General features: G+C 69.9%; 14 protein-coding genes. 7 read left to right on the top strand and 7 right to left on the bottom strand.

Annotation, left to right across the window (positions count from 1 at the left end):
• Window positions 1-253: 253 nt before the first annotated feature.
• From ACWCO3_RS05590 to ACWCO3_RS05580, 3 genes are all read right to left on the bottom strand, one after another.
• Window positions 254-877, bottom strand: a complete 624-nt coding sequence (locus tag ACWCO3_RS05590) for a TrmH family RNA methyltransferase (protein WP_354878299.1) — start codon at window positions 875-877, stop codon at window positions 254-256.
• Between the two features lie 52 nt (window positions 878-929).
• Entirely contained in the window at window positions 930-1,445 is a 516-nt protein-coding gene (locus ACWCO3_RS05585; protein WP_145786187.1) for a hypothetical protein, read from the bottom strand.
• 112 nt (window positions 1,446-1,557) lie between these two features.
• A complete protein-coding gene (locus tag ACWCO3_RS05580) occupies window positions 1,558-2,073 on the bottom strand; it encodes a MaoC family dehydratase (RefSeq protein ID WP_145786186.1) in 516 nt (171 codons plus the stop codon).
• A gap of 549 nt (window positions 2,074-2,622) precedes the next feature.
• Here ACWCO3_RS05580 and trxA point away from each other — a divergent pair.
• The 3 genes from trxA (at window position 2,623) to ACWCO3_RS05565 (ending at window position 4,527) form a co-directional block, all read left to right on the top strand.
• On the top strand, window positions 2,623-2,985 hold the full coding sequence (gene trxA, locus ACWCO3_RS05575; RefSeq protein ID WP_030329190.1) for a thioredoxin: 363 nt from the start codon (window positions 2,623-2,625) through the stop codon (window positions 2,983-2,985).
• Window positions 2,986-3,136: 151 nt separating this feature from the next.
• Window positions 3,137-3,577 (top strand): hypothetical protein, encoded by a 441-nt coding sequence (locus ACWCO3_RS05570; protein ID WP_145786185.1) that lies wholly within the window; start codon window positions 3,137-3,139, stop codon window positions 3,575-3,577.
• A complete protein-coding gene (locus tag ACWCO3_RS05565; RefSeq protein WP_450008652.1) occupies window positions 3,574-4,527 on the top strand; it encodes an MFS transporter permease in 954 nt (317 codons plus the stop codon). The genes ACWCO3_RS05570 and ACWCO3_RS05565 overlap by 4 nt, the downstream gene beginning before the upstream one ends.
• On the opposite strand, the gene ACWCO3_RS05560 is transcribed toward ACWCO3_RS05565, so the two are convergent.
• The gene (locus ACWCO3_RS05560) at window positions 4,491-4,910 is read right to left on the bottom strand and encodes a thiol-disulfide oxidoreductase DCC family protein (RefSeq protein WP_145786183.1); all 420 of its coding nucleotides are present in this window, start codon (window positions 4,908-4,910) and stop codon (window positions 4,491-4,493) included. The genes ACWCO3_RS05565 and ACWCO3_RS05560 overlap by 37 nt on opposite strands.
• 92 nt (window positions 4,911-5,002) lie before the next feature.
• On the opposite strand from ACWCO3_RS05560, the gene ACWCO3_RS05555 reads away from it, so the two are divergent.
• Together ACWCO3_RS05555 and ACWCO3_RS05550 are read left to right on the top strand one after the other, a co-directional pair.
• The gene (locus ACWCO3_RS05555) at window positions 5,003-7,069 is read left to right on the top strand and encodes an intein-containing Rv2578c family radical SAM protein (protein ID WP_145786182.1); all 2,067 of its coding nucleotides are present in this window, start codon (window positions 5,003-5,005) and stop codon (window positions 7,067-7,069) included.
• 25 nt (window positions 7,070-7,094) lie between these two features.
• The gene (locus tag ACWCO3_RS05550; protein ID WP_145786181.1) at window positions 7,095-7,502 is read left to right on the top strand and encodes a CoA-binding protein; all 408 of its coding nucleotides are present in this window, start codon (window positions 7,095-7,097) and stop codon (window positions 7,500-7,502) included.
• Between the two features lie 116 nt (window positions 7,503-7,618).
• On the opposite strand, the gene ACWCO3_RS05545 is transcribed toward ACWCO3_RS05550, so the two are convergent.
• Window positions 7,619-8,815: an acyl-CoA dehydrogenase family protein gene (locus tag ACWCO3_RS05545; RefSeq protein ID WP_450008649.1), complete on the bottom strand. Its 1,197-nt coding sequence runs from the start codon at window positions 8,813-8,815 to the stop codon at window positions 7,619-7,621.
• A 177-nt stretch (window positions 8,816-8,992) separates the two neighbouring features.
• Between ACWCO3_RS05545 and ACWCO3_RS05540 the strand changes: the two genes are divergently transcribed.
• Window positions 8,993-9,520 (top strand): DUF4190 domain-containing protein, encoded by a 528-nt coding sequence (locus tag ACWCO3_RS05540; protein WP_358049391.1) that lies wholly within the window; start codon window positions 8,993-8,995, stop codon window positions 9,518-9,520.
• A gap of 27 nt (window positions 9,521-9,547) precedes the next feature.
• Here the strand turns inward: ACWCO3_RS05540 and ACWCO3_RS05535 are convergent, their stop codons facing one another.
• The gene (locus ACWCO3_RS05535) at window positions 9,548-10,453 is read right to left on the bottom strand and encodes an SDR family NAD(P)-dependent oxidoreductase (protein WP_145786178.1); all 906 of its coding nucleotides are present in this window, start codon (window positions 10,451-10,453) and stop codon (window positions 9,548-9,550) included.
• A gap of 116 nt (window positions 10,454-10,569) precedes the next feature.
• Here ACWCO3_RS05535 and ACWCO3_RS05530 point away from each other — a divergent pair, with 116 nt between their 5' ends.
• Window positions 10,570-11,115, top strand: coding sequence for a DUF4190 domain-containing protein (locus ACWCO3_RS05530; RefSeq protein WP_450008646.1), 546 nt, complete (start codon window positions 10,570-10,572; stop codon window positions 11,113-11,115).
• Window positions 11,116-11,188: 73 nt separating this feature from the next.
• Here the strand turns inward: ACWCO3_RS05530 and ACWCO3_RS05525 are convergent, their stop codons facing one another.
• Complete coding sequence (locus ACWCO3_RS05525) at window positions 11,189-12,145, bottom strand: HpcH/HpaI aldolase/citrate lyase family protein (protein WP_145786176.1); 957 nt, start codon at window positions 12,143-12,145, stop codon at window positions 11,189-11,191.
• Window positions 12,146-12,175 lie beyond the last annotated feature (30 nt).

Here is a 12,175-nt window from a genome sequence, read left to right as displayed (position 1 = left end):
GTCACCGGCGGATCCGCGGTCGCGGTGATCCGCTCCACCACGCTCGCCACGATGTCCGCTCCGATGTGCTCGGGCACGTGCAGCGGCGGCACCGGGCCGCAGCGCAGGCATCTCGAGTCGGTGTGCATCAGATCCGGCGCCCGTACCGGGCCCCCGCATCTCGGACAACTCACCGCGACACTCACATCCCCACCGTCACCCCGTACCGTCGGCACGTCAAGTGGGAACGTCCAATTCGGCGTCCGGGCGCGGATCAGTCCGGCGGCGGACCGGCGTGGGCGCGGATCCAGGCGTGCATCGCGATGCCGCTGGCCACACCCGCGTTGATCGACCTCGTCGAGCCGTACTGGGCGATGGAGTAGAGCTGGGCGCACGCCGCTCGGGCCGGCGCGGAGAGCCCGGGGCCCTCCTGACCGAACAGCAGTACGCAGTCCCGGGGCAGGGTGCCGGTCTCCAACGGACGCGACCCGGGCAGGTTGTCGATGCCGAACACCGGCAGCTGGCGCTCGTCCGCCCAGGCCACGAACTCCTCGATCGTCTCGTGGTGTCGCACGTGCTGGTACCGATCGGTGACCATCGCGCCGCGCCGGTTCCACCGTCGCCGTCCGACGATGTGCACCTCGGCGGCGTTGAACGCGTTGGCGTTGCGGACCACAGTGCCGATGTTGAAGTCGTGCTGCCAGTTCTCGATGGCGACGTGGAAACCGTGTCGGTGCTGGTCCAGGTCGGCGACGATCGCCTCGTGCCGCCAGTAGCGGTAGCGGTCGACGACGTTGCGCCGGTCCCCCTCGGCCAGCAACTGCCTGTCGTAACGCGGGTCGTCCGGCAGGTCCCCCGGCCAGGGGCCCACACCCACCTCGAGCTGGTCTTCGGTCACGGTCATCAGAGGGTACGGACCACGTCGGCGCTCACTGCGACGGCCTGCCGGGTCACCGCAGCCCAAGGGCGGCGCCGAGCCGGTCCAGGAAGCGCCGGTCCGCCGGGGTGGCCAGGTGGTCCACCCGACGTTCGCCGGGGCTGGGCACCGCGCGGCACACCCGGGCCGCGACCGACTGCACCCACTGGCGGTACGCGGCCGAGTCGGCGGGGTCGGCGCGCCGCCGCAGAACCCGGTTCGCCGCCCGGCAGGCGGCCAACAGGTCCACCAGATCGGTGAGCTGCTCGGTGGGGTGCGGGGTGCCGTCGTGCCGGGCGTAGATCGCGGCGACCACCGCACGGACGAGATCACTGTCGAAGGCGCGACCCGCGGCCACGGCGTCCAGACCGGCGAGACCGGCCATGACCCCCCGCTCGGCGCGGCCCGGGCCGGAGGCGGCAGCAGCCACGAGAACCCGGCCGGGCAGACCGGTGAGCAGGTCCCACTCGGCGGCGGAATAGGCAGCCGTGGTCGACGGTGCGGCTCGACGGCCGGCAGAGGGCGGCTCTCCGGCGACGGAGTGGCTCATCGGAACCTCCGGCGTCAGCATATGCCCCGTGCACGGGAGCGGGGCCTCTTCCACAGCAAACGCGCTGCGGGAAAGGCCCCGGAGTCCGTCGGCGGTCAGCCCGCCGTGCCGCTCACCGCGGCTCGGGGAAGCTGGGCCGTTCGGGATCCACCCCGTCGGGGACGGCGCTCGCCGCGTACTCCCGTTTGGGGACCATGACCTTGCGCCGGAAGACGCAGACCATGGTGCCGTCCTGGTTGTAGCCGCGGGTCTCCACCGACACCACGCCCCGGTCGGGCTTGGAGCCGGACTCACGCTTGTCGAGCACTGTGGTCTCGCCGTAGATGGTGTCGCCGTGGAAGGTCGGCGCGACGTGCCGCAGCGACTCGACCTCCAGGTTGGCGATGGCCTTCCCACTCACGTCGGGCACCGACATGCCGAGCAGCAGCGAGTAGATGTAGTTGCCGACCACCACGTTGCGCTTGAACTGGCTGGCCGTCTCGGCGTAGTGCGCGTCCATGTGCAGCGGGTGGTGGTTCATGGTGAGCAGGCAGAAGAGGTGGTCGTCGTACTCGGTGACGGTCTTGCCCGGCCAGTGCCGGTAGACCGCGCCGACCTCGAACTCCTCGTAGTAGCGGCCGAACTGCATCCTGGTCCCCTTCGACGGGCGGCGATGGAGTTCGGCACAGCATGCCTTACCGAAGGTTAAGGCGACTGGCGGGGCGCGTCGGCGGTGGAAAAGTCACACCGGTCACTGGCACCCGGGGGGAGACGCAATGAGCGGCGGGGCCCTCCCCGGCACCCGCCGCCCACGCTCTGATGCCGAGAAGTCTGCCCTACGACAGCGTAGGTTCGACAGAGATCGGCGTCACATTTATCTTTTTGTAACACTACTCTCGGTGACGATTCGGAGGTTGATCAGCGATCTCCGCAGGCCGGATACCTCCTTGTCACGGCCTAAGTTACCGATTCGTAGAGCTCAATCGGGTGGATCTCCTTGGAAACGCTCCCATTACCGCAGGTCACGCAAGTGCGTCATGCATTTGCGTTCCGCAGGTCGGGGAGAAACAGACGTAAGTCGATGGTCCCCGGCCCCCTGGCTGGACCTGCCACGTTTCGTGACCCACCCCCCGGGAATTCGATACGGTCAGCCCGGGTTCTACGGGTCGTAGACAAACCGCGGTGATCGGAGAGTGCAATGGCAACCGTTGAGCTGACCTCGGCGAACTTCGACGAGGTGACCGGCAACGACGGCATCGTCCTGGTCGACTTCTGGGCCGACTGGTGTGGTCCGTGCAAGCGGTTCGCCCCGGTCTACGAGCGCTCCTCGGAAAAGCACCAGAACATCGTGTTCGGCAAGGTCGACACCGAGGCCCAGCAGGAGTTGGGCGCCAAGTTCGACATCCGGTCGATCCCCACGATCATGGCGATCCGCGACGGCGTCATCGTCTTCGCCCAGCCGGGCGCCCTCCCCGAGTCGGCGCTGGAGAACCTGATCGAGCAGGTCGAGGCCCTGGACATGGACGACGTCCGAAAGCAGCTGGCCGAGCACAACCACTGAGTCGTCCGAACGACACGAAAGGCCGGGCCCGGTGCGGGCCCGGCCTTCGTCGTACTCCCGGAAGCATTTGCATGATCACCTACCCGGGCAGGCCGAACTGACCGTCGGTGGGACCCGGCACGGCCGGTACATCCCGTATCGTCACGACCCGATGGAGACCCTGACCACCCGCGGGCGCGTGACCCGGCTCGGCGCGACCGCACTCGGCCTCGCCCTGCTACTGGTCGGCACCTTCTGGGGCAGCGACGACGACTTCCCGTTCGGCCCGTTCCGGATGTACTCCACCTCCAACCCGCCGAACGCGCCCGCCCCCGACACCCGCGTCGAGGGAGTGAACAGCGCCGGGACGGTGATCGACCTCGACCAGGATGCGACCGGCATCCGCCGCGCCGAGATCGAGGGTCAGCAGGCCCGGTACGCCGCCGACCCGACGCTGCTCACCGAGGTCGCCGACGCGTACGCCGAACGCCACCCGGACGCCCCCGAGCTGGTCGAGGTCCGCATCGTCATCCGCTGGCACGGCATCCGCGCCGGTCGGCCGACCGGGCAGCACACCGACCAGACAGTCGTCAGCTGGCAGGCACCCCGATGACCCGCTGGCTGACCGAGGCCGTCCCCCGAGGTCGGGTGGCCGCGTTCCGGACGCTGATCTACCTCTTCGTCGCCGCCGACCTGGTGATCTTCACCCCCTGGGTGCGCACCCGCGTCAGCGTGCCCGGCGACCTGTACCAGCCGTTGCTGATCGGCCGCGCGCTCCCCCTGCCGACGCCGACCGAGACGCTGGTGACGGTGATCTTCTGGTCGTTGCTGGCGCTCGCCCTCCTCGCCGCGACCGGACGAGCACCCCGCCTGCTCGGTTGGGCGGTCTGCGCGCTGTACCTGGAGTGGATGATCATCGCGATGAGCTACGGAAAGGTCGACCACGACCGGTTCGGGCTACTCGTCGCGCTGGCTGTGCTCCCGACCGCCGGGCGGGCCCGGCACGGCGACACCACCCGCACCGAGGCCGGCGGCTGGGCTCTGCGAGTCACCCAGATCGCGGTGATCTGCACGTACTTCCTGGCCGCCTTCGCCAAGCTGCGCTTCGGCGGCCTGGACTGGCTGACCGGCTCGGTGCTGGCCCGCGCGATCATCCGACGCGGCACCGACCTGGCCGACCTCATCGCCCAGGTGCCGTACCTGCTGATCGTCGCCCAGTTCGGCATCGTGGCGTTCGAGCTGCTCAGCCCGGTGGTTTTCTTCCTGCCACCCCGCTGGCGACACGCCATGGTCGGCTTCTTCTACTCGTTCCACGCGGTCACCATCGCGACCATCACGATCTCGTTCGCGCCGCACCTGGCCGCGATGACCAGCTTCCTGCCGCTGGAACGCGTCCGCCCGCTGGTCTGGGCCCGCCGGCTCGTCGGCCGCGGCCCCGCCGCGCCCGCACCGGCACCGGCACCGGCACCGGCACCGCCAGAACAGATCCGGTCGGATGCCGGTACGGAGTCGCCGCCGCTCAGCGATCAGGCCTCGGTGGTCGGGCGTCCAGCCGGGCCGTAGAGCCGTTCGCGGGCTTCCTGCGGCAGGGAGCAGGCCGCCGTGCCGCCGGGCAGGCGGTGCCGGTTGCGTGCCACCCAGCGGTACACCGGCCAGGCCGCGACGCGTACCAGCGGGAACCGCAGGCCCGCACCGGCCACCCGCCAGACCGGGCCGCTGCCGGCCAGCAGCTTCGCGATGGCATCCGGGCCGGCGGCGCGTACGCCGTCCGAACCGACCCACTGCACGGCCTCCTCACACTCGGCCACTGTGAGGCCGAGCGCGTCCAGGTCGGCGAACTGCCAGGGCACCACCCGCGCGCCGGTCGGAATGCGGCGGGCAATGAAATCCGCGCACTGCGTGCAGAACGCGCAGTCCCCGTCGTAGACGAAGGTCGACGTCTCCATGGGTCCATCCTCCCCTCACCAACCACCCGAACACCCACCGGTGTACGGCGGGTCACTTGCGCCGGGCTCGTACACGTGTTCGAATAGTGCCCATGCGCTGGGACAACCTCACCGCTCCCCCGGTTGAGGGAGACCCCGAGCGGGCAGCGCCAGCGACGCCACCCCTGCCGCTGGCGCTGCCCGGCGCCGTCGCCCGCACCTTCGACACCCCCGAGTTCGCCGGGATGACCTTCTACGAGGTGCAGGCCAAGTCCATCCTCAACCGGGTGCCCGGGCAGTCCCGCGTCCCCTTCGAGTGGACCATCAACCCGTACCGTGGATGCACTCATGCGTGTGTCTACTGCGTATCGGGCGACACCCCCATTTTGATGGCGGACGGACGCACGAAGCCGATCAGCGAACTGACGCCCGGCGACCGCATCTATGGCACCGAGCGCCGCGGCGCCTACCGCCGATATGTGGTCACCACCGTCCTCGACAAGTGGTCCACAGTGAAACCCGCATACCGAGTGACCCTGACGGACGGCACCACGCTCATCGCGAGCGGAGACCACCGGTTCCTCTCTGACCGCGGCTGGAAGTACGTCACCGGTGCCATGCAGGGCGAAGGCCAACGCCCCTACCTGACCACCAACAATCGCCTCATCGGCACGGGCCGTTTCGCAGCGGGGCCCAAGGAATCACTCGACTACCGGCGGGGCTACCTCTGCGGGATGGTGCGGGGCGACGCTCACCTCGGCACCTTCTCGTACTCCTACGGGGTAGTGCATCGGTTCCGTCTGGCGCTGATCGATGACGAGGCGTTGAGTAGAAGTGAGCGCTACCTTGCCCAGGAGGGCGTCGAGACAAGGCGTTTCTCGTTCACACCGGCCAGCGCCACACGCCGAGCTGTGTCGGCCATCCGCACCTCCAAGAGAGGGGATATCGAGAGGATCACCGGGCTGATCCAATGGCCGGTCAGTCCCAGCGACGAGTGGCGGCTCGGCTTCCTGGCAGGCATCTTCGACGCCGAGGGCAGTTGCAGCGGGGGCATCCTGCGCATCAGCAACAGCGACGACGCGATCCTCGACCAGGCGACGGACGCGCTTCGACGGTTCGGGTTCTCGTACGTCCGAGAAGATCACGGCCGCCCCAACCGGGTGCGGCAGATCCGGCTGACCGGAGGTCTCGCCGCCCGGCTCCGGTTCTTCCACCTGACCGACCCGGCGATCACCCGCAAACGGTCGATCGCGGGTGCCGCCCTGAAGTGCAAGGCCGCACTCAAGGTCGTCGACATTCAAGCTCTCGGGCTGGAGTTGCCGCTGTGGGACATCACCACCGGCACCGGCGACTTCATCGCCAACGGAGTGGTCAGCCACAACTGCTTTGCCAGAAACACCCACACCTACCTCGACCTCGATGCCGGTGCGGACTTCGACCGGAAGGTGATCGTCAAGGTCAACGCCGGTGAGCTGGTACGGCGGGAGCTGGCCGCGCCGAAGTGGCGGGGTGCGCACGTGGCGATGGGCACCAACGTCGACTGCTACCAGCGGGCCGAGGGCCGCTACCGGTTGATGCCGCAGATCATCGCGGCCCTACGGGACTTCGCCAACCCGTTCTCGATCCTGACCAAGGGCACGCTGATCCTGCGTGACCTGCCCCTGCTGCGCCAGGCCGCCGAGGTCACCAGCGTGGGCATCTCGTTCTCGGTGGGGTTCGTCGACGAGCAGCTCTGGCGTTCCGTCGAGCCGGGCACGCCACACCCGCGCCGCCGGTTGGACGCGGTGCGGGCACTCGCCGACGCCGGCTTCTCCGTCGGGGTGCTGATGGCCCCGATCCTGCCCGGCCTCAGCGACGACGACGCGTCGATCGACGCCACCGTGTCGGCGATCGCGGCGGCCGGGGCGACCAGCGTGACCGCGCTGCCTCTGCACCTGCGCCCCGGCGCACGGGAGTGGTACGCGCCCTGGCTCGCCCGTGAGCACCCACACCTGGTGCCCCGCTACCGCGAGCTGTACCGGGCCGGTGCGTACGCCCCGCAGGCGTACCAGCGGGAGGTGACCGCACGGGTCCGGATCGCCGCCCGCCGGCACGGTATGCACCGCGGCGAGCGAGGCGACAACCGCAACCTGCCCGAACCACCGCCACCCTCGGCAGCCGAACAACTGACCTTGCTGTAGTCGGGCTCGGAGCTACAGTCGGCGGGTGCGTACCGCTCAGCAGATCCTCGCCGACTCCGCCGTGATCGCCGTCGTGGGTGCCTCCCGCGACCCGTTGAAGGCCGCGCACTCCGTGCCGTTGCAGATGCAGCGGTACGGCTGGCGCATCATCCCGGTCAACCCCACTGTCGACGAGCTGTTCGGGGAGCGGGCGTACCCGACGCTGGCCGACATCCCGCACCCGGTCGACCTGGTGGACGTGTTCCGGCCGGCAGCCGACGCCGTGCAGGTGGTCCGGGACGCGGCGGCGATCGGCGCCCCGGCGGTCTGGCTGCAACTGGGCATCGTCTCGGCCGAGGCGCGGCGGATCGCCGAGGAGGCCGGCATGGAGTACGTCGAGGACCGGTGCCTCATCGTCGAACGCGCCGCCGGCGACCTGACCCGCCTCGCCTGATCCCGCCCGCCCCCTGCCCTACCCCGTCGATCGTGGGGTCGTGGTGCCGGACTTGCGGTTGTAGGCCGCTTTTGTGCCCACCACAACTCCATGATCGACGAGGCAAGGGCGGGCGGTCAGAGCTTGTATTCCTTCAGGAGACCGCGGGAGATGATGGTCTTCTGGATCTCCGAGGTGCCCTCGCCGATGAGCAGGAACGGGGCCTCCCGCATCAGCCGCTCGATCTCGTACTCCTTGGAGTAGCCGTAGCCGCCGTGGATGCGGAACGCCTCCTGGACGACCTCTGCGCAGTATTCCGAGGCGAGCAGCTTGGCCATCCCGGCCTCGACGTCGTTGCGCTGGCCGGCGTCCTTGAGGCGGGCGGCGTTGACCATGAGGGCGTGCGCCGCCTCGATCTTCGTGCCCATCTCGGCGAGCTTGAAGGCGATGGCCTGGTGCTTGGCGAGGGGCTGGCCGAAGGTCTTGCGCTGCTGGGCGTAACCGACCGCCAGCTCGAACGCGCGGATGGAGATGCCGCAGGCGCGGGCGGCCACGTTGACCCGGCCCACCTCGATGCCGTCCATCATCTGGTAGAAGCCCCGGCCCACCTGGTCGGCACCGCCGAGGATCGCCGAGTCGGGCACCGTCACCCCGTCGAGCACCATCTCGGTGGTCTCGACGCCCTTGTAACCCATCTTCTCGATCTTGCCGGGGATGGTGAGGCCGGGGGCGGTCTCGCCGAAGCCCGGCTCCTTCTCCAGCAGGAAGGTACTCATGTTGCCGTACACCGAGTCGGCACCGGTGTCGGTCTTGACCAGGGTGGCCACCACCGAGGAGTACGCGCCGTTGGTCAGCCACATCTTCTGCCCGTTGAGCACGTAGTTCTCGCCGTCGCGGACGGCCCGGGACTTGATGGCGGAGACGTCGGAGCCGGTTTCCGGTTCGGACATCGAGAACGCGCCGCGGACCTCGCCGGTGGCCATCTTCGGCAGCAGGCGGGCCTTCTGCTCGGGCGAGCCGTGCTGGGAGATCAGGTAGGCCACGATGAAGTGGGTGTTGACGATGCCGGAGATCGACATCCAGCCCCGGGACAGCTGCTCCACCACCAGCGCGTACGTGAGCAGCGACTCGCCCAGGCCGCCGTACTCCTCGTCGATGGTGAGGCCGAACAGCCCCATCTCGCGCATGCCGTCGAGGATGTCGGTGGGGTACTCGTCGGCGTGCTCCAGCCGCTGCGCGTGCGGGATGATCTCCTTGTCGGCGAAGTCCCGAACGGTCTCCAGGATCGACTGTTGCACATCGGTCAGGCCGGGCGTCTGGGCGAGTCGAGCCATCTCAGCCTCCGGGGATCCGCGCACTACTCATGGGTAACTGAACGCTGGGTAAGTATCGACCTCGGGAGTCGGCGAGGCCAAGGTGACCAGTCCACACAACCGCTGTGAAAAGGTTCACCGCTGCGGGTAGCGTCCGGCAAGAGGGACTTTTCCGGCACCGGCAGGAGGAGTGCAGCAGTGAGCTACCCGCCGCCGTCGGGACCACCAGGGGACGAGCCGCCACCGTCGCCCTACGAGCCACCACGGGACCAGTCGCCGTACGCGCCGCCGCCACCCGGGCAGCCACCATCGGACCAGCCGGCGTTCGAGTTACCGGCGGAACGCTCACCGTACGGGCCACCAGCGGACGACCCGTCGCCGTACGCGCACCAGGGCCCGCAGCAGTCGCCGCACTGGAGCCAGCAGCCGCCGTACCCCCCGCAGGGCCCCTACGGTCAGTACGGCCCGCCACCCGGCGGCCCGGGCCGGGGCACCAACGTGCTCGCGATCCTGTCGCTGGTGTTCGCGTTCGTGTTCCCGCCGGCCGGCGCCGTCCTCGGCCACGTGGCCAAGCGGCAGATCCGCACCAGCGGTGAGGACGGCGACCAGCTCGCCACCTGGGGCCTGATCCTCGGTTACGTCTTCACCGGGCTCACGGTGCTGGCCTGCTGCGGCTGGCTGGCGCTCGTCGCCCTGGGCAACAACGGTGACGGCAGCGGCTACTGACCGACGGGCCGTCGTGGGCCGCCGAGGTCAGCGGAACCGGGCCTCGCGGACGCTGTTGCCGCCGTCCACCACCAGCATCTGACCCGTGATGTACGAGGCTGCCGGCGAGCAGAGGAAGCTGATCGCCGCGGCGACCTCGTCCGGGGTGCCCGGTCGACCCACCGGAGTGCCCAATCCCTGCTTGATCTCGGCCATCGTGGACGCGGCGGTGTAGATCGTGCCCGGCGCCACCGCGTTCACTGTCACGCCGTCGGCGATCATCTCCATGGCCAACGCCCGGGTCAGCCCGACGACCCCTGCCTTCGCCGCCGCGTACGCGGCCTCGGTGGGCAGGGCGTTGACCGGGCCGGCCGTGGCGGCGAGGTTGACGATCCGACCCCAGCCCCGCTCGGCCATGCCTCCGATGAACGCGCGGCTGCACAGGAACGCTGTGGACAGGTTGCGGTCGATCTCACCGCGCCACTCGTCGTAGGTCAGCTGGGCGACCGGCCGCAGCACTCCCTGGCTGGCGCGGCTGGCCAGACCGGCGTTGTTGACCAGCACCTCGACGTCGCCCAACTGCTCGGCGACCGCGTCGGCGAGCGCACCGACCTCGGACTCGTCGGTCAGGTCCGCTACGAAACCGGTCACCCCCAGCTCACCGGCCCGCTCGTGGATGCGCCGGGTGGTGGAGACGATGGCCACCCGGGCGCCCAGGTCGGCGAGACGGCGGGCGGTGGCGTACCCGATGCCGTCCGGGCTGCCCGCCCCGGTCACCAGGGCGACCCGACCGTCGAGCCGCATGGTCACCGGATCGCCGAGCGCGACCGGCTCGTCGGAACCGGAACTGCCCGTCGGCGCTGCCGTACGGGCACGCCGGGCGACGCCTGGGCGGCTGACGTCCCGTCTGGGTCGGCTGCCGGAACGGTCCGCGGCGCGCGCGTCGAATGCCATGCCAGGATCCTGCCCGCTAGGACCTGCCCGAGCAACGCGGCACCCGGTAGTGGGGGCGTCGGGTTTGGGCGGTGCTGGCTACCCTGATGCCGCAACCGACCTGACGGAGAGTTCGTATGACAAATCCCCCGCCGCCCGGCGGCTGGAGCGACCCCACGTGGTCGGCTCAGCCGTCGAGCCCCGCACCGGACCCGACCCTGGTGGCCGGTCAGCCGGTACCCACCCAGCCCGGCCCCGCCAATCCGTACGCGCCGGGCGACCCGTACGCGCCCGTGGATCCGTACACGCCGGGCGACCCGTACGCGGGTGCGAAGATGCCGCCGGGGCAGCCGGTGGCGTACGGGCCGCCCGGCTACCCGCCGCAGCACCCCGGATACGGCTACCCGGCGCAGCCGAAGACCAACGGGCTGGCCATCGCCTCGCTGGTGCTGGCCCTGGTTGGCGTCACCACCTGCGGCATCACCGCGCCGATCGGGGCGATCCTCGGCCACGTGGCGCAGAAGCAGATCCGGGTCAGCGGCGAGGGCGGTGAGGGAATGGCGAAGGCCGGCATCATCGTCGGCTGGATCATCACCGCGCTGATGGTGCTGGGCATCGCCTTCTACGTCGCCGCGATCATCTTCGCGGTCACGACGGGCAACAGCAGCGGCAGCAGCTACTGAGAGCGGCGGCCGGGTCGGCGTACCACCCGGGCCGGGTCGACGGCCGGTGGCTGTCGATCCGGCCCGGCGCGCGTCACTCCGCCGGCGGGGTGAACGACGAGGTACGGCTCATGCCGGCGGCCCGGCCCTTCGCGGAGATGACGAGCGCCATCTTGCGGGACGCCTCGTCGATCATCTCGTCGCCGAGCATCACCGCGCCCAGCTTGCCACCGGCCTCGGAGGTGTAGTGCTCGTACGCGTCGAGGATCAGCTCGGCGTGGTCGTAGTCGGCCTGCGCCGGCTGGTACACCTCGTTGGCGGCGTCGATCTGGCCCGGGTGCAGCACCCACTTGCCGTCGAAGCCCAGCGCCGCCGAGCGCTTGGCCACCTCGCGGAACGCGTCGACGTCCCGGATCTGCAGGAACGGGCCGTCGATGGCCTGCTTGTCGTGCATCCGGGCGGCCATCAGGATCCGCATGAGGATGTAGTGGTACGGGTCGCCCGGGTAGTCCGGGATCAACGCGCCGACCACCAGGGACTTCATGTTGATCGACGCCATGAAGTCGGCCGGGCCGAAGATGATGGTCTCCACGCGTGGCGAGGCGGCGGCGATCGCGTCCACGTTGACCAGCCCGGCGGCGTTCTCGATCTGCGCCTCGATGCCGATCCGGCCGACCTCCAGGCCGAGCGTCTTCTCGATCTGGGTGAGCAGCAGGTCCAGCCAGTGCACCTGCTCGGCGGTCTGCACCTTCGGCAGCATGACGCAGTCCAGGTTGGCTCCGGCGCCCTCGACGACCTCGATGACGTCCCGGTAGGTCCACGGGGTGGTCAGGTCGTTGACGCGGACCACGCGGGTCTTGCCCGCCCAGTCACCCTCGTTGAGGGCGGCCACGATGTTCTTACGCGCGTCCGGCTTGGCCAGCGGGGCGACGGCGTCCTCCAGGTCGAGGAAGACCTGGTCGGCCGGGAGACCCTGGGCCTTGCCCAGCATCTTCACGCTGGAACCCGGCACGGCGAGGCAGGACCTGCGGGGGCGACCGACTACGGCCATGGATGCGCTCCTTCCAGCGTCCGGCGGGCA

The sequence above is a fragment of the Micromonospora sp. NPDC002411 genome (assembly GCF_053592955.1).
Note: the sequence above shows the minus strand (reverse complement) of the source record. Positions and strands in the feature narration are given on the sequence as shown.